This window comes from Planococcus notacanthi (assembly GCF_030407825.1).
Taxonomy (GTDB): domain Bacteria; phylum Bacillota; class Bacilli; order Bacillales_A; family Planococcaceae; genus Planococcus; species Planococcus notacanthi.
This window is the reverse complement of record NZ_JASDCQ010000002.1, coordinates 287,860-307,942: the sequence shown is the minus strand read 5'-3', so window position 1 is coordinate 307,942 and position 20,083 is coordinate 287,860. Positions and strand designations below refer to the sequence as shown.

Annotated in this window: 22 protein-coding genes; 11 read left to right on the top strand and 11 right to left on the bottom strand. The window is 47.0% G+C overall.

All coding sequences use genetic code 11. The annotated features are described in order from the left end of the window. Window positions 1-53 precede the first annotated feature (53 nt). The 3 genes from QMA01_RS09010 to QMA01_RS09000 all read left to right on the top strand — a co-directional run bounded on the left by QMA01_RS09010 (window position 54) and on the right by QMA01_RS09000 (window position 3,159). Entirely contained in the window at window positions 54-725 is a 672-nt protein-coding gene (locus tag QMA01_RS09010; RefSeq protein WP_290214794.1) for a GntR family transcriptional regulator, read from the top strand. Further along, window positions 722-1,597, top strand: coding sequence for a hydroxymethylglutaryl-CoA lyase (locus QMA01_RS09005; protein ID WP_290214793.1), 876 nt, complete (start codon window positions 722-724; stop codon window positions 1,595-1,597). Before QMA01_RS09010 ends, QMA01_RS09005 begins: the two co-directional genes overlap by 4 nt. Window positions 1,598-1,803: 206 nt before the next feature. Further along, window positions 1,804-3,159, top strand: coding sequence for a hypothetical protein (locus QMA01_RS09000; protein WP_290214792.1), 1,356 nt, complete (start codon window positions 1,804-1,806; stop codon window positions 3,157-3,159). A gap of 88 nt (window positions 3,160-3,247) precedes the next feature. Here the strand turns inward: QMA01_RS09000 and QMA01_RS08995 are convergent, their stop codons facing one another. Further along, complete coding sequence (locus tag QMA01_RS08995) at window positions 3,248-3,784, bottom strand: glutathione peroxidase (protein WP_290183753.1); 537 nt, start codon at window positions 3,782-3,784, stop codon at window positions 3,248-3,250. A gap of 422 nt (window positions 3,785-4,206) precedes the next feature. Here QMA01_RS08995 and QMA01_RS08990 point away from each other — a divergent pair, with 422 nt between their 5' ends. Further along, on the top strand, window positions 4,207-6,486 hold the full coding sequence (locus QMA01_RS08990) for a putative bifunctional diguanylate cyclase/phosphodiesterase (protein WP_290214791.1): 2,280 nt from the start codon (window positions 4,207-4,209) through the stop codon (window positions 6,484-6,486). Window positions 6,487-6,596: 110 nt separating this feature from the next. Here the strand turns inward: QMA01_RS08990 and QMA01_RS08985 are convergent, their stop codons facing one another. The 8 genes from QMA01_RS08985 to QMA01_RS08950 all read right to left on the bottom strand — a co-directional run bounded on the left by QMA01_RS08985 (window position 6,597) and on the right by QMA01_RS08950 (window position 13,327). Beyond that, window positions 6,597-7,004 (bottom strand): hypothetical protein, encoded by a 408-nt coding sequence (locus tag QMA01_RS08985; protein WP_290214790.1) that lies wholly within the window; start codon window positions 7,002-7,004, stop codon window positions 6,597-6,599. 17 nt (window positions 7,005-7,021) lie between these two features. Continuing rightward, window positions 7,022-7,627 carry a flavin reductase family protein gene (locus QMA01_RS08980; protein ID WP_290214789.1) on the bottom strand — a complete coding sequence of 202 codons (606 nt, stop codon included), beginning with the start codon at window positions 7,625-7,627 and terminating at the stop codon, window positions 7,022-7,024. Between the two features lie 428 nt (window positions 7,628-8,055). Then, complete coding sequence (locus tag QMA01_RS08975) at window positions 8,056-8,598, bottom strand: NADPH-dependent FMN reductase (RefSeq protein WP_290183749.1); 543 nt, start codon at window positions 8,596-8,598, stop codon at window positions 8,056-8,058. Window positions 8,599-8,676: 78 nt separating this feature from the next. After that, on the bottom strand, window positions 8,677-9,660 hold the full coding sequence (locus QMA01_RS08970; RefSeq protein ID WP_290214788.1) for a ring-cleaving dioxygenase: 984 nt from the start codon (window positions 9,658-9,660) through the stop codon (window positions 8,677-8,679). A 63-nt stretch (window positions 9,661-9,723) separates the two neighbouring features. Next, window positions 9,724-10,158 (bottom strand): MarR family winged helix-turn-helix transcriptional regulator, encoded by a 435-nt coding sequence (locus tag QMA01_RS08965; RefSeq protein WP_290183747.1) that lies wholly within the window; start codon window positions 10,156-10,158, stop codon window positions 9,724-9,726. A 223-nt stretch (window positions 10,159-10,381) separates the two neighbouring features. After that, complete coding sequence (locus tag QMA01_RS08960) at window positions 10,382-10,720, bottom strand: ArsR/SmtB family transcription factor (RefSeq protein ID WP_290183746.1); 339 nt, start codon at window positions 10,718-10,720, stop codon at window positions 10,382-10,384. A gap of 23 nt (window positions 10,721-10,743) precedes the next feature. Next, entirely contained in the window at window positions 10,744-12,510 is a 1,767-nt protein-coding gene (locus QMA01_RS08955) for a SulP family inorganic anion transporter (protein ID WP_290214787.1), read from the bottom strand. Window positions 12,511-12,763: 253 nt separating this feature from the next. Beyond that, window positions 12,764-13,327, bottom strand: a complete 564-nt coding sequence (locus QMA01_RS08950) for an NADPH-dependent FMN reductase (RefSeq protein ID WP_290183744.1) — start codon at window positions 13,325-13,327, stop codon at window positions 12,764-12,766. A gap of 281 nt (window positions 13,328-13,608) precedes the next feature. On the opposite strand from QMA01_RS08950, the gene hxlA reads away from it, so the two are divergent. The 5 genes from hxlA (at window position 13,609) to QMA01_RS08925 (ending at window position 16,822) form a co-directional block, all read left to right on the top strand. Next, window positions 13,609-14,250, top strand: a complete 642-nt coding sequence (hxlA, locus tag QMA01_RS08945; protein ID WP_290183743.1) for a 3-hexulose-6-phosphate synthase — start codon at window positions 13,609-13,611, stop codon at window positions 14,248-14,250. Between the two features lies 1 nt (window position 14,251). Further along, on the top strand, window positions 14,252-14,806 hold the full coding sequence (gene hxlB / locus QMA01_RS08940) for a 6-phospho-3-hexuloisomerase (RefSeq protein ID WP_290183742.1): 555 nt from the start codon (window positions 14,252-14,254) through the stop codon (window positions 14,804-14,806). 165 nt (window positions 14,807-14,971) lie between these two features. Then, on the top strand, window positions 14,972-15,592 hold the full coding sequence (locus tag QMA01_RS08935; protein WP_290183741.1) for a cyclase family protein: 621 nt from the start codon (window positions 14,972-14,974) through the stop codon (window positions 15,590-15,592). A gap of 35 nt (window positions 15,593-15,627) precedes the next feature. Further along, window positions 15,628-16,488, top strand: coding sequence for a Cof-type HAD-IIB family hydrolase (locus QMA01_RS08930; RefSeq protein WP_290214786.1), 861 nt, complete (start codon window positions 15,628-15,630; stop codon window positions 16,486-16,488). Next, the gene (locus QMA01_RS08925; protein ID WP_290214785.1) at window positions 16,460-16,822 is read left to right on the top strand and encodes a winged helix-turn-helix transcriptional regulator; all 363 of its coding nucleotides are present in this window, start codon (window positions 16,460-16,462) and stop codon (window positions 16,820-16,822) included. Before QMA01_RS08930 ends, QMA01_RS08925 begins: the two co-directional genes overlap by 29 nt. 281 nt (window positions 16,823-17,103) lie before the next feature. Here QMA01_RS08925 and QMA01_RS08920 read toward each other — a convergent pair whose 3' ends face one another. Together QMA01_RS08920 and QMA01_RS08915 are read right to left on the bottom strand one after the other, a co-directional pair. Then, complete coding sequence (locus QMA01_RS08920; protein ID WP_290214784.1) at window positions 17,104-18,063, bottom strand: LacI family DNA-binding transcriptional regulator; 960 nt, start codon at window positions 18,061-18,063, stop codon at window positions 17,104-17,106. A gap of 26 nt (window positions 18,064-18,089) precedes the next feature. Continuing rightward, window positions 18,090-18,650: a TetR/AcrR family transcriptional regulator gene (locus QMA01_RS08915; RefSeq protein ID WP_290183737.1), complete on the bottom strand. Its 561-nt coding sequence runs from the start codon at window positions 18,648-18,650 to the stop codon at window positions 18,090-18,092. A gap of 167 nt (window positions 18,651-18,817) precedes the next feature. Between QMA01_RS08915 and QMA01_RS08910 the strand changes: the two genes are divergently transcribed. Continuing rightward, window positions 18,818-19,747 (top strand): DsbA family protein, encoded by a 930-nt coding sequence (locus tag QMA01_RS08910; RefSeq protein WP_290214783.1) that lies wholly within the window; start codon window positions 18,818-18,820, stop codon window positions 19,745-19,747. 13 nt (window positions 19,748-19,760) lie between these two features. Next, window positions 19,761-20,069, top strand: coding sequence for a monooxygenase (locus QMA01_RS08905; RefSeq protein WP_290214782.1), 309 nt, complete (start codon window positions 19,761-19,763; stop codon window positions 20,067-20,069). Window positions 20,070-20,083 lie beyond the last annotated feature (14 nt).

Here is a 20,083-nt window from a genome sequence, read left to right as displayed (position 1 = left end):
TTAATTGATTCTATTTTATTTATTGTATACAATAATCGCGAGGTGATTAGTTTATGAACCCCTATACTGCCATCAAAAACGCCATTATTATAGGAGAATATGAACCTGGTAAACGTTTGACCGAAGAGGCGCTTGCAGAAGCGTTGCAGGTGAGCCGGACGCCTATACGTGATGCAATCAAGCAATTAGAAACGGACGGATTGATCGTGCCTTATAAACGAAGAGGCTATATCGTCAGGGAATTTTCTACAGACGACATCCGGCAAATATACAATGTACGCGCTCTGCTTGAAAGCCACGGCACCAGTGAAGCCGCTTTGAACCGGACCGAAGAAGAAGTCGAAGCCATACGTGCCAAAAATGCGGAATACGAAAAAGCGATTTCGCAGTGGAAGCGATCGGACATCGCTACCATTAAACATATTCAGCAGACCAACCAGGAATTTCACGAAGAGATTTTCAAAGCAGCAAACAATGAACATCTGCGATTGCTGATTTCGAAAGTGGTCGTGGTTCCACTCGTCTTCCGTTCATTCTATTGGTATAACGAACGGCAGCTGCTCCGTTCTCTCGAAGTGCACAAAACCATCTTGAACGCGATTGAGAACAAGGAACCGGAACGCGCAAAGATTGCGATGCAAGAACACATATACCAGGGTCGCGATGATGTACTGATTCAATTGAACAACCCGCAAATCGAATTATGGAAAGGGGAAGCGCAATGATTGAAATCTGTGAAGTCGGCCCCCGTGATGGGCTGCAAAATGAAAAAAAACAAGTAAGCACCGACCAGAAAGTTGAAATGATCACTCGACTCATCGACGCCGGCATCCGAAAAATTGAAGCCGTTTCTTTCGTCAATCCCAAAGTGGTGCCGCAGATGGCCGATGCTGAAGAAGTGATGAAGCAAGTCCCGAAAATCGACGGTGTTTCATATGCCGGACTGATTCTCAGCTATTCGGGTTTGAAACGGGCACTCGAAACCACAGTCGATACCTATCACGTCGTTACAGCAACCAGCGATGCCTTCAACCTCAAGAACGCCAGAAAAACAGTGGACCAAAACGTAACGGAATTGCTCAAGGTAATTGAAGAAGCAACCGGTGCACAGAAAAATGTGGCCGCGGTACTTGGCACCAGCTTCGGCTGTCCATTTTCAGGAGATGTACCGGCCAGCCGCGTATTGGAAATTGCCGAACGCTTCGCCCGCGCCGGCGCCACTGAAATCACCTTGGCCGATACGACCGGATTGGCCAATCCACTGCAAGTCAAGGATCTGGTCCAGCAGTTCCAAGGCCAGTTCGGCAGCGACATCAAGTTGGGCCTTCATTTCCATAACACCAGAGGCCTCGGCCTTGCCAATGTGCTGGCGGGTTACCAGGCCGGTGTCCGCCGTTTCGATTCGTCGATCGCCGGCCTCGGCGGCTGCCCGTTCGCGCCAAAAGCTGTCGGCAATGTCTGCACGGAAGACATGGTCAATATGTTTGAAGGTATGGGCGCAGAAACCGGCACCGACCTTCAGAAGCTCGTCGAAACCGCCGAGTGGATGCAGGTTCAAATGGAACGCCCATTGGACGGCATGCTGATGAAGCTGTAAATTCCGTCTCTTCCAGAACATAAGAAAGCCGAAATCTGTTATTCTCAGATTTCGGCTTTTTCTTATGTCATGCGATGGAAACAATGGATATTCAGAAAAACACTTAGCTCGGCTGCTGAAATCGATGCATTTCCCAAGACGCCCTGGAATTTTTCTGTCAAACTGAGAAAAAACACACTACAGTATCTCGCAAAGGAGTCCTCTCTATGAAACCGGCCATCCGCCCTCTCAGCACCTTGCTTATGGGAGGCATCTACTTGCTGTCATTCTTCATCCCCATCCCTTATGCACCTTTTTTGATCAGCCTGTTTGCGCTGGCCGTGCTCGTTTCCTATTTCCCGACGCTTCCGCGGATGCCTAAAATCCTGATTTCGGTGCTGTTTGCTGTCGGATTATTGTTGGAACCAACCTCAGCAGGCATCCGGGAATTTTTCATGGCGCTTCAGACCAACATCAACTTGCTGGCGATTTTCATTTTCGTCCCTTTGCTGTCCGTTCCCATCCAGCAGGGTCAGTACCTGAAATACATAGAAGTCATTTTTGCTCATTACATCAAAAAAACGCATCATCTGTACCTGTTCTCGACCGTGGCTGCCGGCAGCATCGGCGCCGTCATGAACGTCGGGACTTTGCCGATTCTCTACGACCTGACTGATACACCGTCCTTCAAACCATTTGACGAAGTCCGTCTAAAGGCGATGAGCAGAGGATTCGTCATGGCGTTCATGTGGTCGCCGTATTTTATTTCCATGGCATTGGTGCTTTCCTATTTTGAAGTCAGCTGGCTTCAGCTTTTCCCGATTGGCCTTGCCATCACCGTAATCATGATGGTTCTCGGCTTTTGGAATGAACGGCGAAAAAGCCGTCCTATTCCAGAAGCCTCTTCCATAAAGAGCACGGTCCCATTGAAGCTTGCTAAAAGAAAAGTATTTGAACTCGCTTTGATCCTGCTGGCCGTCACTGCGATGATTCTCGTCATCGAAAATCTGACCGAGTTGTCGGTATTGACGATTGTTCCTTTAGCGGCGATCGCGGTCTCTTTCGTATGGTCATTGTTGCTGGGCACGCCGCGCGAGCTGGTTGAAAACCTGCAAGGCTATGCGACCGGAAAAGTCGCTTCTATGGGCAATGAATTATCGATTTTCATCATGGCTGGCGCATTCGGCACTGCTCTTCTAAACAACGGAGCTGATGATTGGATCCGTTACCTTCTCGAGAGCTTGAACATCACCCATGTCCTGCTGCTGCTTCCGGTCCTGGCAGTGCTGATGACCATTCCGTCGTGGATTGGCATTCATCCCATCATTACCGCTACCATCCTGGCCATCACCTTGAGCAACTCCCCGCTATTTGCGGAAGACCATCTGTATTTGGGTGTCGGCTTGTTCGCCAGCTGGATGCTGGCCATTATGACCTCACCGTTTTCGGGGTTGAACCTGCTGCTCGCCGCCATCAGCAGAAAGTCATCTGTCTATATCGCCTATAAAATGAATTTCACATTCGCCTTGCTGATCTGGCTGGTTTCGTATGCAGTGATTTCCTTGTTGTATACCACTCTTTAAATGAAGCTTAAACAAATCAAAAAGCACAGCCAAGACAGGAGTAAAACCTGTTTCGGCTGTGCTTTTTCTGTTCATCTTGCTCTGCCTTTTAGCGAGACTCTTCCAATAATCGCTCAATAATCTGTTCCATCGCTTTCGGCTTTACGGTCGGCGCAAAACGGTGGACGACATTTCCTTTGCGGTCGACCAGGAATTTAGTGAAGTTCCACTGGATATCGGAACTTTCCAGCATGTCGCGGTCTTCTTTCTGCAAAGCACCTGCTTCATCGAATTCTGCATCCGCTGGCGCTTTGCTGCGCAAGTGCTCATAAATCGGATGAGCATTTTCGCCGTTCACTTCGATTTTTTGGGAAAGAGGGAAACTGACGCCATAGTTGACGGAACAGAATTCCGAGATTTCTTCATCTGTACCGGGCTCCTGTCCGCCGAACTGGTCACATGGGAAACCGACAATCTGCAAACCTTTTTCCTTATGGTTTTTGTACAGCTCTTCTAATTCTTCATACTGAGGAGTCAATCCGCATTTGCTTGCAGTATTGACGATCAGCAGGACATCACCTTTTAAAGTCTCGAGAGGCATTTCTTCCCCGTTCGATAATGTTGTCTGGAATGAATAAATCGACATTGAATATCCTCCTTTTGCAAGCTTCGGGAATTTCGCGCTTTTTCCGGCTGCTGAAAACCCAGGCCCGCTGCATTTTCTGCATATAGACCTAGTATCCCGTTTTTCGGGTACAGTTACAAACTTACTGTTTCATTGCCAAGTCGGTTTTTCTTTCAAGATTTCCTTTCCACTCTCCAGAAATTGTTATTATCTGTAAACACACTGTTCCTTTATAGGAGGAACTTGTCTATAATAGAGGAAATATTAATAAATTCAGAATTCGGCATTCTATTCTTTTCAGACCTAATGAGGTGAAAACTATCGCTCTTTCCAAAATCCAGAAGCTGTTCATCTATTGCAGCTTCAATTATATCTTATTTTACTATGCTTGGACTTTACTTGGTTTGGACAGCAGCATTATGCCTCTGTCGGGAATCAGCCTTATGTCCTGGCTGATCCCCTTGGTTCCTGTAATTGCCGGAACGGTCCTATTCATGGTCTTTTTGAAATCTTTCAGCAAGGACCGCTATTTTTGGTTATTGACGTCACTCGGATGTTACAGCTTTTCAGTCGCCGAAGGCATTTGGTTCTATAGCCGTAATATTGCACATGTGGAAGTCAGCTATCCCGGATGGGCTGACCTGTTTTTCTTCCTTCAAATCTTTTTTTACATAGCAGCTTTCGCTTACCAGCTTGGACAAAAGAAGGAAAACTCCTATCAGATTAAATTTCTTTTCGATATGGCCATTATTATCGCCGTATCCACAGCCTTAAGCTGGCATTTTCTGATCCAACCTTTAATAGAAGAAGTTTCTGTATCTCCCATTCTTTTCGCTGTATCCATCAGTTATCCGATTGGAGATCTACTCTTATTGTTTGGTGCCGTCAGTTTCTACATCGGTTCTGCTTACTTTTTTCCGCGCCGGGTACTGTGCTTGATTGCAGCGAGCTTAATCGTTCAAGTTCTGGCAGATACCGCTTATCTCTTTTCAACTGCTAACGGCGGGTATAGTTCCGGCAGTATTTACGATCCATTATGGTCTCTCGGCCTGCTGTTGATGGCTCTCGCCGGTTTGTATGCACTGGAACATACAGAAGCACCGCCCCAAAAAGTTGCCGAACGGATCGACGAAGGACAAATTTCCCTGCGCTTGCTGCTCCCTTATTTCAGCCTTGTTCTGCTGTTTGTCGTCATGATTTTTGAACAAAAAGGAGACATGAACGGCTTAATCGCAGGAGCTGGCGTTTCAGTCATTCTCATTATCACCAGACAAGTCTTCACGTTGCGGGATAACCGAAAATTACTGGCCAGCTACCATCAACTGACCTCTGTTCTCGAGCACAAAGTGGAGCAACGCACAGAGGAAGTCACTTCCAAAAATGATCTGTTGGAAAAAGCCGTCGATCAAATGAAACACATGGCTTACCATGACGCATTGAGCGGCCTGCCGAACAGAAGGCTCTATCTCGAGAAGCTGGAAAGCGCCTTGACGGCTGCCAGTCAGACTTCCCAGAAACTCGCTGTAGTGTTCATTGATTTGGACCGCTTTAAGAACGTCAATGATACATTCGGCCATGAATTCGGTGATTTATTGCTGCAGGAATTCGCCCAAAAACTGCAGGAAAACCTGCGTTCCAACGATACCATTTCCCGGCAGGGCGGCGACGAATTCACATTGATTTTGAATAATTTCCATTCGCAGCAAGATATGGTGCCTTTGATCCGAAGGCTGCAGTCAGCTCTTGAAAAACCCCTGACCATCCAGGGACAGGAATTGCATGTCTCCATGAGCATCGGCATTGCCGTTTATCCGGAAGACGGCGAAACACCGGATGAACTGCTGAAACATGCAGACAGTGCCATGTACAACGCCAAGGAAAAAGGCAAAAACAATTTTCAGTTCTTTTCGGATGACATGGCCTTTATCGCTTCCCGAAAAATTGCACTCGAAAATGAGCTGCGCCGGGCTATCGCGAAAGAAGAGTTCATCCTGCATTACCAGCCGCAGATCCAAGCCGCAACAGGTGATATCATCGGCATGGAAGCCTTGATCCGCTGGCAGACTCCAGCGGGCAAAACCATTTCTCCTGGAGAATTCATTCCACTCGCAGAAGAAACCCGCCTGATTCTTCCCATGGGCGAATGGGTGCTTTCTACAGCCTGTAAGCAAGCCAAACTATGGCATGACTCAGGTTACTCCCAACTGAAACTGGCCGTGAATTTATCGCCCCTGCAATTTCTTGACGATGAGTTGATGAGCATGATCCGCCAGACACTTGAAAAAACCGGCTTTCCGGCGTCTTCACTGGAATTGGAGATTACGGAAGGCGTCGCTGTCGACGATGCGGAAAAAGCCATTTCCCGAATGCAGAAATTGAGAAGATTGGGTGTCCGCATTGCCATCGATGATTTCGGCACTGGCTACTCATCGCTCAATTACTTGAAGCGGTTCCCGCTGAATCACTTGAAAATTGCCCAGCCGTTCGTCCAGGATATGGCTTCCAACCCTTACGATAGGGCACTTGTCGAAGCCATGATTTTCATTGCCCACAGCTTGGACATGTCAGTCGTAGCCGAAGGGGTGGAAACCGAAGAACAACTGGCGTTGCTGAAGAAACTGGGCTGTGACGAAATCCAGGGGTATTACTACAGCCGGCCGCTGACAGCGGACAAGTTCACTCACCTGCTGGCGAATGGCCTGCATTCTGTCAGATCAATTTAAACGAAAAAAGCAGTTGAGAAATCAACTGCTTTTATTATTCAACTCTTCTTTAATCAACACCTGTTTTTCGAACCCAAACCGATTTTCTTGTCGTTGCTGTGAAATGGGAATTATTTTACGAACCGCACTAGTGTCTTTTCGGGCATTTCAAGTTGTTCCACATCAAAACCACCCAGCTGCAAGGTAATTTCCCCAGCGCGGTCGTCGTCCTCTTCCCCAATCCAGCAGCTGTAAAGTTCAAAGAAATCCCCTTCACTGAGATGGTTCTCCATAATTTCACACAACCGCATCAGTTTCACTTTAGACTCCATACACGTTTCCCGGGAAATACCTGCAGAAATCTCGATTCCCCAATCGGTGGAAACCTCGTATATAAATGGAGTCGAAAATTGATGTTTTTTTACAGCCTCCCGATTGTATTTTTCCGAAAAGCAATTGTCGATGTGGATGAGATCCTCCGAATCTTCATCTGTTTCGGGTATTTCGATGTTGCAGCCGATGTAACTTGCCAGACTCATCTGTTTCACCCCGTTTTCTATTTCGGCCGATCCAATGAAAAAATTTCACCCATCGCTGCATAACTGGATCCGGCTAAACGGCTGACGGCATCCAGTCCTCTTGGATCGATGCGGCCATTTTCATAAATGGCTTCGTCCACATGGAACTGGACGATTTCACCGATGAACAAATCACTGCCCGGACCGTCGCCGCCAAACGGGACAGACTGCACCAAACGGCATTCCATACGGATTTTTGATTCCTTGACGCCCGGCACCGATACTCTAGTGCTCGGCACTTTTGTCAGCCCCGCCATGTCCACTTCACTTTCCGATGGCGGCAAGGAAGCCGCAGTTTCATTAACCTTTCCGACATTGTCCCGGTCCACAATATGCACCACAAATTCACCGTTCCCGTAAATATTGCGTGCCGTGTCTTTCCGCTCGCCTGTGGGCCGTTGAATCGATAGCGAAACCATCGGTGGATTGGAAGAGACGATGTTGAAATAACTGAACGGTGCGCCATTGACGACGCCCTCTTCGGACTGTGTGGTGACGAAGGCGATAGGGCGCGGAATGATCGAACCGACCAACAGCTTGTAATTGTCGCGTTCCTCGTTTTGTTCCGGATCAATTGAAATCATGTTTACCTGCTCCTTTGCTGATGGGATGTGTTAATAAACGCACGAAGAAATACGATAAGCCATTTTCTATTCCATTCCCTCTATTTCTCCATTGTAGCGAAAAAAACAGAATGTGCGGGTGTTTCTGCACACTCTGTGATTATATAAGTTGAATTAGACAAATAATATATAAAATGCTTTGGTACTATGAACAAAGCGCCCGCCCAGTGATGAGCCGCGCCGGCGTTGAGAGAAATCTCTAAAGATATGGAGCAAAATAGCGGAGACCATACCCGTCTCCATAGCGTAGCTTTTAAAACCGTGCTCCTTCGTGCTGCGCACTACGTCGCAAAGACATTCTCCTCGCAAGCTACGGCTAATGTCTTCGCAGCTGTTTTGCGGAATATCGACTATGTTGCATTATTACTTCAACTTATATCGTAAAAAAACTAGCGGATGGTTTTCAATGCTGTTGACCAAGGGATGACCTGGTCCAGCATTTGGTTCACTGAATCTGCTTGTACAGGCGCCGCTTTCAGTTCAGCTCCGTTTTCGAAATCCGTGAACAAGGACAATGCCGGATGGACGCGTACGTCTGCCACTGACAATTCACCCAAGATGCCGCGCAAATGTTCTGCAGCACGTGCCCCGCCGACTGAACCGTAGGATACGATCCCGGCAGCTTTGTTGTTCCATTCCACACGCAGGTAATCGAGTGCGTTTTTCAACGATCCTGTAATGGAGTGGTTGTATTCCTGTGCGATGAAGACAAAGCCATCTTGTTTTGCGACTGCTTCAGACCATGCCGCTGCACCTGATGCGTCACCGCCATTTTCGCCTAACAGCGGCAATTTATAATCTGCGATATCGATGATTGTGTAGTTCGCGTCTCCGCGTTTGTCTGCCAATTCTTTTACCCAGTTTCCTACTTGCGGGCTTAAGCGCCCTTCACGTGTTGATCCTAAGATGATGCCGATGTTCAATTTTGTCATGGTTGTTTCCTCCTGTTGGTGTTCTGTTTGTGGTTTGCCGAATAATTTACTGAAAATGCTCAAGTTGTTTTCCCCTTTTTACAGATATTCTTTTTCGATGGTGCGCGTGCTTCGTACAGTATCGATCGGACGGACCAATTTCTCGATCTGGTCGCGTTTCGGTTCCAAAAATGGCGGCAAGGACAATTTTTCTCCTAAGGTTTCGTAAGGTTCGTCGCCCATGAAGCCCGGACCGTCAGTTGCCCATTCAAATAAGATGCCTTGTGCTACGCGTGCATACAATGATTCAAAGAAGAAACGGTCGACATAGCCGGATGTGCTGAAGCCCATTTGCTGCATGCGGTCGATCCATTCCTGCAAGACGCCGGTATCAGCTACACGGAATGCGGCATGATGGACAGTACCGAAACCTTGTTGCCCTTGAGGAAGCAGCTTATTGTGCTCAACAATCACCTGCGCACCGTTTCCGCCTTCCCCCACTTCAAACAAGTAGAAGGATCCTTCTTTTGCGACTTGGCGCATCAGCATGGCTTTTTCCAATACTTCCTTGAAATAATCGAATTCCGCAATTCGGATATGGATCGGGCCGAGTCCCGTGATGGCGAACTCCAGTGGAACCGGACCGTTCTGCCACGGTGTTCCGGATGCTACGCCTTCATTGTGTTCATCTGAAATCAGCATGTACTGCTGATCATCGAAGTCGACGAATGAAATGGTTTTCTTGCCGAAGACCTCTTGAATGCCTTTATGCTTCACATCGTATTTATCAAAGCGTTTAATCCAGTAAGCCAATGCTTCGTCGGTCGGTACGCGGAAAGCCGTTTTGTAGATTTCATTCGTGCCGTGAGTGCCTTTCGGGATGTTCGGGAAATCAAAGAAGGTCATATCCGTTCCGGCCGAACCTTTGTCATCGGCAAAGAATAAATGATAGGTCTGGATATCGTCCTGGTTCACAGTTTTCTTGACCAGACGCATGCCCAGGACGTAGGTGAAAAATTCGTAGTTCTTTTCTGCACTGCTGGTGATGGCGGTTACGTGGTGAATCCCTTTTAATTCGTTCATCGTAAATCTCTCCTTTTGTATAAGTATTATTATCTCGATTTCGAGATATAAGATTAAAAAAATTTAAACACGCTGTGACTGGTAGCCGATCTTTTTGACCGTCTCAATCATCTCTTCCATTTCCTGCTGTTCCATTCCCTCGAATGCCTGATTGATCACTTGTTCATGCTTCGGGAAAATTTCATCCATCAATTGCCGGCCTTGATCGGTCAGTTCCGCAAAAGTCACGCGCCGGTCTTCTGGGCATGCTTGCCGGACGACGTATTGTTTCGTTTCCAGTTTATCGATGACATACGTGATGCTGCTGCTGGCAATCAACACTTTTTTGCCGATCAGCTGAATCGGCTGTCTGCCCCGGTGGTAAAGCAATTCCAATACCGAGAATTCAGTCGGGTTCAATCCGTATTGCGCAACGTCCTTTTTGATCAATTCATGAAGAGCGTCAGCGGCTCGAACCAATACAGTCAATGCTTTCAAGTTGAGATTTGGCATATTCATGCGTTTCACCTCATTTACTCTTAATTAATATATCTTTAATTCGAGATAATCATAACATGTGTATTTTGGGACGTCAACCATTTCAGCTGAATTAACTTTTTTGTTCTTCGAACAAGCTTCCTATCTACATTTACGTTTCTCAATCCATATAAAAAGGAAGTGAGCACATTTTTCTCACTTCCTTCTATCGGCGGCTTACTAAAAGCCTTCCAATTGTCTTTGGTCATTCTGCTTTGTCCGTGTAATTGAGCCGGTCCAATATCGTGATGGTTTCCGATAGCTGATTGTTGAAAATCCTTTTGGCCACATCCAGCAATTCGATGATCATCGGATCCCGTAATGAATAAATGACCCGGTTTCCTTCCTTGCTGCCTGTGACGATGTTCTTCGACCTTAAGACTGTCAGCTGTTGGGAGACGGTCGATCCTTCGCTTTCCGCCAGCTGTTGGATTTCATTGACACTTTTAGCCCCTTCCGCCAAAATCTCCAGAATTCGAATACGAAGCGGGTGTGCCAGTGCTTTAAAAAACTCAGATTTGAACTGCTGCATTTCCATATCCAAACTCTATCCCTTCCTTTCTATAGCTATTTCAGGTTTTCTTCAACTCCGGCTGTTTCTATTTTGCGGAACTCCAATCCAGCCGAAAGAGCCGTACATTCCTTAAAGGCAAAATGTTGGCAGCCCAGACATTTGTTTCTGTCGAGCTTGTTTAATGAAAAATCGATGGCTTCGCCGGTATGTCCAAAGAAATGCTCTTCTCCAGTATAGTCATACAATCCTGTTTTTTTCATTACACTAATGGGATGCGGTTTTATGCCGGTGATTACAACCGTTCCATGTTTTGAAAAATCCTTAATGATGCTCGATAAATAGGATTCCCCGGTTGTATCCATATAAGGCACTTTTCCCATTCTGAGCATCAGCACATTGGGTCTGTAATTGATTGTATTCATAATGGATTGTTCGAAAGCTTGGGCAGAACCGAAAAAGAGAGGCCCTTCCACATTATAAATGCTAATCTGCGGACAATCATGGATATCCGTCACCATATGGGTCGCCATTTTTTCATCTTTATGGTCGGGGTCCGGCAACGCTTTGGCCGTGACCAACAGCTCGCTCATTTGTTTGGTGAATAAGACGACAGCGAATAATAAACCGACTTGGACAGCGACGGTCAGGCTGACAAAGACGGTCAATAAAAAAGTGGCAGCCAAAACCAGGGAATCCGCGGTTTTCATTTTCAGAAGATCGATGAATGTATGCCTTTCACTCATATTCCAGGCGACGATCATCAGTACCGGCGCCATACTGGCCAGTGGAATCACTGAAGCATAAGGCGCAAAAAGCAACAGAACCAACAGAACAACCACGCCATGGATAACACCCGAAAAAGGAGAAACAGCGCCATTTTTAATATTGGTGGCTGTCCGGGCGATGGCACCGGTAGCTGGGATCCCCCCGAATAAAGGAGTGATCATGTTCGCGATTCCTTGTCCGACCAGTTCCCGGTTGCTGTTGTGTTTGCTGCCGGTCATGCCATCCGCCACGACAGCGGACAGCAAGGACTCGATTCCTCCCAGCATGGCAATGACGAAGGCTGGGCCGATCAGAAGCTGAATCCGTTCAAAAGTGATCTCTGGAAACTGGAATTTCGGTAGGGAGTTTGAGATTTCTCCGAAAGTTGAACCGATTGTAGCCACTTCACCTGCGAAAAAAACACTCGCTGCTACCGTGGAAACCAATAAACCGATTAAAGGGCCTGGAACTTTCGGGATAAATTTGGGCGTCAGCAACATAGTGGCAAGGCAGACAGCGGCAATTATAACGCTGTAGACGTTAATCGTGCCGATATGCATGAAGATTTCTCTTGTGTTTGCCAAAAAGGATTCATGCTTTTCCACACCGGTCAATCCCAGGAAGTTCGCAATCTGCCCGACGAAAATAATGACGGCAATCCCCGAGGTGAAACCGATTGTGACCGGCCGGGGAATGTATTGGATCAACGAACCCAGTTTAAAGATCCCCATGAAGAGCAGGATGATGCCGGCCATAAATCCCGCCAGCAGCAGGCTTTCATAACCGTAGGCAATAACGATGGCAAACAGCACCGGGATAAAGGCTCCGGTAGGTCCGCCGATTTGAAATTTCGATCCGCCGAGCAGCGATATCAAAATTCCAGCAATGATGGTGGTGTAGATCCCGTATTCCGGATTCACTCCGGAAGCGATGGCAAAAGCCATGCCTAACGGAATCGCGATTACCCCTACCACAACGCCCGACAAAAAGTCTTTTTTAAAGCTTTGGAATGAATAGCCCGCGTATCTTCCAGTAAACATCGACTTTTTCTCCATATGAAAGACCTTCTTTTCTCCTTTATAGTATATCTGATTATTTGAATATTTATTAATCCGAATATACTCCTTGAAAAACTGCTTGTCAACCTGCCACAAGTTCGACTAACCGGAACCGGCTACTGATTCATCAAAAAAAGAGCGATCCGCATGTTTCGGATCGCTCTTTCATCTATAAAGGTACGTTATCGATTTATCCCGCTTTAACGATCAGTGGGGGATGAAGAAAACCCCCACTGATTGAAGTTTCTCTTTATTTGTTCCGAAGAGGTTCAAACGCATTCGTCCAGGCGTTGACCTGATCGAGCAGTGTCGTGACCGAACCTTCGTGGACGTCCGCCGGTTTGAATTCGTTCATATTGACGAAATCCGTGAACAGGGACATCGCCGGATGGGCTCTGACTGTAGCCACTTGCAGTTCCGCCATGATAATGCGGAGAGCTTCGGCTGCCCGTACTCCCCCTGAAGAACCGTAGCTGACAATGCCTGCCGCTTTATTGTTCCATTCCACATACAGGTAATCGATGGCATTTTTCAAAGCTGATGTTACGCCATGATTGTATTCAGGGCAAATGAAGACATAACCATCGAGTTCCGCGATTTTTTGAGACCACGGAATCGCTTCAGGTGTTTGATAATCCTGGCTATAAGCTGCTGAAATCGGCTCTGCATACATCGGCAAGTTAAAGTCCTTCAAATCCACGATTTCGTATTCAGCATCTCCGCGTTTGTCCGCAATGCTTTTGACCCATTCTGCAACCTGGATGCTATTGCGTCCAGGGCGTGTGCTTCCTGTAATAATACCAATCTTCGTCATGGATAAATTCCTCCTCAATTTGTGATGCTGCCTTAGCTCTGTGAACTTTCACTCATTGATGCCCCTTCATCATAAGATAAATTTCTCTCGGCTTCAAACAAAATGTCCGAATATTCCTTTAAAACATCCAAGCCTTAAACCTTGTCTTAAAATGGAGCAGTTGAACAGTGACAGTATACTTTTTGTCAGTATGTGCGATTAAAGTGCGTACTTCACAGTATTGACAGCAAGGATTACACTGAGCAGGCACCGAAAATCAAAAATCGAGGAGATTCATATATATGAAATTACAATTGGCATTAGACTTGGTAGACATTCCACAGGCACTTGAATTAGTAAAAGAAGTAGAGGCTTTTATCGACATCGTTGAAATCGGAACACCGGTCATCAACAAAGAAGGCCTGAAAGCCGTTTCGGAAATGAAAACAGCCTTCCCGAACCTGGAAGTTCTTGCAGATGTGAAAATCATGGACGCTGCAGCTTATGAAGTGTCGAATGCGGTTGCTGCAGGAGCGGACATCGTGACGATCCTTGCACAAGCAGAAGATTCATCCATTAAAGGCGCAGTTGAAGAAGCGAAAAAACAAGGCAAGAAAATCCTGATCGATATGATCGCTGTTAAAGACATCCAAACACGTGCTGCTGAGCTTGATTTGCTTGGAGCTGATTATATCTGTGTCCACACTGGCTACGATTTGCAGGCAGAAGGCAAAGATTCATTTGCAGATTTGCGCACCATCAAGAGCGTCGTGAAAAATACCCAAACAGCCATTGCAGGCGGCATCAAACTGGAAACATTGCCAGAAGTGATCAAAGCACAACCCGACTTGATCATCGTCGGCGGCGGCATCACTGGCAAAGAAGACAAAGGCGCAGCAGCTGAGAAAATCCAACAGTTGATCAAAGAAAGCGTGACAGCATAACATGAACACCAAAGGCTTTACAGAAGAAATTCTGGCTGAACTGCAACAGACTCTCGCGCATATTGATGATGAGCAGGCTGAAAAACTGGTGGCCGGCATCCTGCAGGCAAAGAAAGTATTTGTGGCAGGCGGCGGCCGTTCCGGCTTCATGGCGAAAGCTTTCGTCATGCGCATGATGCATGTCGGTCTGGATGCATATGTCGTAGGAGAGACAGTGACCCCGAACTTGGAACCGGATGATCTATTCATCGTCGGTTCCGGTTCCGGTGAAACCCAGAGCCTTGCAGCGATGACGAAAAAAGCAAAAGACATCGGCGCGACAGTAGTGGCCATCACCACCAATCCCGATTCGACCATCGGCCTTCTTGGAGACATTCACATTGAAATTCCTGCGCAAGCCAAAGCAGACGGTGACAGCGGAAAATCCATCCAGCCGATGGGTTCCCTGTTCGAGCAGTCGCTCCTTCTGTTCTACGATGCCGTGATTCTGCGGTTTATGGACAAAAAAGGGTTGAAGTCCGGCACCATGTACGGCAGGCACGCGAATTTAGAATAACAACGAACACGCCTGAGCTGGGAATTTAGATGCTCGGGCGTGTTTTTATTGTCCTTTGATGCGGAACCGGAATTCATTCAAGCATTGTCACTGGACAGACGACTGAAAAGCATGCCAAGCTGAACAGACCACTGAAAAAATACCAGTAACGAAAGGGTTGATCAGATGAAAATGCATGATGTGACAGGCACAATCTTTGAAGGCATGGCTGTCTATAAAGACAAGCCGGAAAAACAGCCGAAAATGAATCCGCAGACGACCGGCGAAGTCACTGAAACGCAATTGGAGATGAATGTCCATACCGGGACCCATATCGACGCTCCTCGCCATATGATGATGGACGGAGAGACCTTCGAGTCGATCTCATTGGACAAGCTTGTGGGACCATGCAAAGTGCTGGATTTGACAGCTGCCGAGAATGGCATTTCAAAAGCGGACCTGAAAAGATTTGATATTCAGCAGGACGATTTTATTTTATTGAAAACGAAAAACTCTTTTGAGGAAAACTTCAATTTCGATTTTGTCTACCTTGCCGAAGACGGGGCAGCCTACTTGTCGGAGCTTGGCATCCGCGGAGTCGGGACCGATGCGCTCGGCATTGAACGCAGCCAGGAAGGCCACCCGACACATAAAGCGCTGTTTGCCGGCGGAATCATCATTATCGAGGGGTTGCGTTTGAAAGAAGTGGAACAAGGTGACTATTTTATGGTGGCGGCGCCCTTGAAGCTGACCGGCACGGATGCCTCGCCTGCCAGGGTACTGCTGTTTGATGAACTGCATTTTTAATTGTTTTACAAAAAGAATCGGCAAGGAGAGAACTTATGTATAAAATGATTGCGATTGATTTGGATGGGACGCTTTTAACAGACCAGCTGACCATTTCACCAAACACCATTACAGCCATCCGGAAGGCGATCAGCCTTGGAACCGTGGTGACGATCGCGACGGGGAGAATGTATTCCTCCGCCAAACAGATTGCCGAACAGCTCGGCATCGATGTTCCACTGATCACTTACCAGGGCGCCATGATCCGAACGGCGGGCGAAGAAGAAGCACTGTATGAACGCGCCGTCTCCTCTGACATTGCACAAAAATTGGTCGGCATCGCCCGCGACCAAAACATCCATCTTCAAGTGTACCAGGACGATATTCTATACGGCGCTGCAGAAACGGATAAGCTGATTGCCTATGCGAAAGCCGTCCAGGTTCCATATAAGGTGGAACCCGACTTGATGGGGCTGGCCCAAAAAGGATTTACGAAATTGCTCTTTATCGATGAACCGGATGTACTGGCTCTGCTGCAAAAGCAGTTGCAGGTATTGTTCGGCGCATCCGCCTATATCGAGAAATCAAAGAAAAACTACCTGGAAGTGACCCATCCGGAAGCCAATAAAGGAAGTGCACTGTTATTCCTGGCAAACAAGCTGGGCATCGACCGCTCAGAAATCATCGGAATCGGCGACAACCATAACGATGCTGAACTGTTGAAGGCAGCGGGCCTCGGCATCGCTATGGGAAATGCTGTCCAGGAAGTAAAAGACATAGCGGATTTCATTTCCCGTTCGAACAATGACGATGGGGTAATGTACGCCATCGACAAATTCATTTTAGAGCCGGCAAATGCAGGCATCATGCAGGAAGGAAGCGAAGAACATGCCCAACTTGGGAGAAAAAAGCTTTAATTGTGAAAAAGAACTGACCCTTTCCATTATCGGCGGCAAGTGGAAGATGCTGATTTTGTGGCATTTGGGCAAAGAAGGAACAAAGCGGTTCGGCGAACTGAAGAACCTCATGCCCGGCATTACACAGCGCATGCTTGTCACCCAATTGCGCGAACTGGAAGAGCACCTGATTGTGCACCGCGAAATCTATCCGGTCGTTCCACCGAAAGTGGAATACTCCCTCACCGATCAAGGAAGAACCCTCATCCCTATTCTTGACTCGATGTATGAATGGGGCAAGGATTACATGGAACATAATCTAGGTACGACAGTGGAAGACAAACAGAACGCGTAAATGAAAAAAGCTGTCCTTTTGTCATTCACAAATGACAAAAGGACAGCTTCTTGTTTTGTTGGTTTCAATGAGTCCCCACAATTGATAAAAGAATTGCAGGAATCTCCTTGACCTGAGAACGATATCATACCGTATGCTGAAAACAAGAAGCAGCTTTCGTTAATTTCCAGCAGGTAGAAAGGTCTTTTGTGAGTGTAACCCATTCCGGGGCATGATCGCACCAGACTCTTTACCTTTACTGATTAACGATCACGCTGCTTTTTGTCGTATACAAAAGCTCTTCAAACAGTCCGCCTTTCAATCAAGCGGACGGCAACTTCTTCGTGTGACACCTCTTTTGACAAGGTCTGGCTGAACAGAAGCTGACCGATGGCATTCAAAGGGATGCCGATCGTGGTGATGTCCATCGCTTTGGCGATCGGGTGATTATCGAATCCGATGATCGCCAAATCTTCCGGAATGGAGATGCCGTATTTGGAACTGGCAATCACAATGCCAGCCGCCACTTGATCACTCGTTGCCAGCAGAGCTGTCGGACGGCGCTGAAGCTGTGAAAACCGTTCTAATATGCGTTCACCGTCTTCCAGGTACAGGCAATCCTTCACTGTGTATTCTTCATGATAAGGCAGACCCTTCATTTCCAGAAAATCCTGGTATGCCTGTTCACGGTATCTGCTGTTTGTGCCATCGGATCGATTGATGGAAAATCCAATTTCCCGATGTCCCTTATCATACAGATAAACCAACGCATTCATAAAACAGGCGTAATGATCAACGAAGGTATAACTCAACGGCGTAGTTCCGCCATTTTCGAATAACACGATCGTGCCGTATTGGCGATAGCGCTCGATGGTCTCCAGCGAAACTTTTCTCGAACAAATGATCAGGCTGTCGATTTGCTTAAGCTTCAACATCTCCAATGCTTCCATTTCCTGGCCTTCATGATAACCGGTCTGGTAAAGAACCAGCTTATAGTGCTGATCTGCCGCTGATTGGGAAATCCCTTGGATCAATTGCGAAAAATACGGATGATCCACGATGGGCAGCACCACACCCACCAGGTTTGTTTTGCCTTTTTTCAAATTGATGGCATTGATATTTTGGATATATCCTGTTTCTGCAATGGCCTTTTCCACTGCTTCCACTTTTTCCTTTTTTACATATGGATGGTTATTCAACACACGCGAAACAGTAGCAACAGAAACGCCTGCTATTCTGGCAACATCCTGGATGCTTGCCATCCCATCGCCTCCCCACTTTTCATTCCTTACTTATTAAAATGAATGCCATGCTCGATATAAGGGACAGCCGCTTTGATGAATTCTTCCGGAGAGGCTTGGCTGTTCCTTTTCCATTCCACCGATGCCCCGTAGATTCCCCAACTGAGCATGACCGCCGTAGTTTTAAGGGCTCCTTCTTGCCCGATTCCCTTTTGCTTCACCAATAGTTTGTGGAACAGGACTTCGAGCTGCTCCCGTATAATCCGGGCGATGGTATCTTCGTATCCCCGGTGGCACCGGTTCGAGAGGGAGGTTTGAAAATTGGTGACCGCTTCGAAGATTTTGACGAACGTTTCTTCGTTCAGTTCATCGTGCCGGTAAGTGTCTGAATCCAGATTCACCAATAAAACTTCCGATAAGGCCTTCTCCAATAAATCGTATATATCCTCGAAATGGTAATAGAACGTCGCCCGGTTAATCATGGCTTCGGCTGTGATGTCTTTTACCGTAATATCCTTAAACTCTTTTCCTTCTGAAAGCGTGATGAAGGAATCCATAATCAATTTACGGGTTCGGATCACGCGTGGGTCCGTCTTGGTTTGCGTCATTCGCCTTTCACTCCTTTTCCGACAATTTCCGGAATGTGTTGCATAAGCGACAAATCACCGGAACTATTGGTGTTGATTGCTTTCATTATGGCTTAAGATCGAATTGTAAAGCAAATAAGCTAACCGAAAACACTCAGTCATAGCCAATTCAAGAGGAGGAAATAAAAATGAAAAATAACAATCTGATGTGCGATATCGAAACAGGCATTTGCGGCGTTGCAGAAGAAGAGGAAACCGGACTCATTGATTTCAGCAAGCCTCAAAAATCAGTTACCCTTTATTATGTAACAGATCCAATCTGTTCCCATTGCTGGGCCATCGAACCGGTGTTGCGCCGATTCACAGAACAGTACGGTGAACATTTCAACTCCCAGACGGTGATGGGCGGCTTGCTGGAGAAGTGGCATGACGGGCCCATTGATCCTGCAAATGGCATCTATAAGCCAGCCGACGTCGCAGGCCATTGGAGAGAAGTCGGCGACCATTCAAGAATGCCGATTGACGGATCATTGATGATCGACAATCCTGTCCAGTCGTCTTATCCTCCTTCCCGCGTCTTTAAAGTGATTCAGGATGTCCATAGCGAAGCCAAGGCGAATGAATACTTGCGGCGCGCAAGAGAAGCCCTTTTCGCATTCAACCAAAACATTTCAGAGGCTTCCGTTATGATCGACATCGTCAATCAGATGGGCCTTGATGGTCAAACCATTGTGCAGCAGGCGGAACAAGCAGCCGGACAGCAGGCATTGAATGAAGATTTTGCACTGGCCAGAAGTTTGGGTGCCCGGGGCTTTCCTTCCATCATTATGGTCAATGAAGACAACAAAGGCGTCAAACTTGTCGGCGGCCGGCCGTTCGAATCCTATGTGGAGGGCTTGAAGCAAGTGCTGAATCAGGAAGACCTGCAAGCCAAACCGCAACCTGCACTTTCTCAGCTACTGGAAAAAGAACAATTGCTGTTTTCCAAGGAAATTGAAGTGATGTACGATGTGGAACCAACAGAGATAAATGCATTTATTGAAAAAGAACTCGCCCCTGGCCATTATCGGGTCCATGAAATTTTAGGGGAATCCTATTTCACACCAGCCACAAAATAAGGAGGAAAACGACATGGCATATATCCTGCAAGTAGATTTTAAGATGGATGGCCCTTTCGGAGATGAAATGGCAGAATCATTCACAGAACTGGCGAAAAGCATCAACCAGGAAAAGGGCTTCCTGTGGAAGATTTGGACTGAAAACCCGGAAACAAAAGAAGCTGGCGGCATTTATCTTTTCCAAACAAAAGAAACCGCTGAAAAATACGTAGATATGCACACCAACCGCTTAGCAGGGTTTGGCATTTCACCGGTCCATGCCAAGATTTTCGAAGTCAATTCTGCACTGACGGAAATCAATAAAGGCTTGGTCAACCAGTAAAAAATACAGGTATA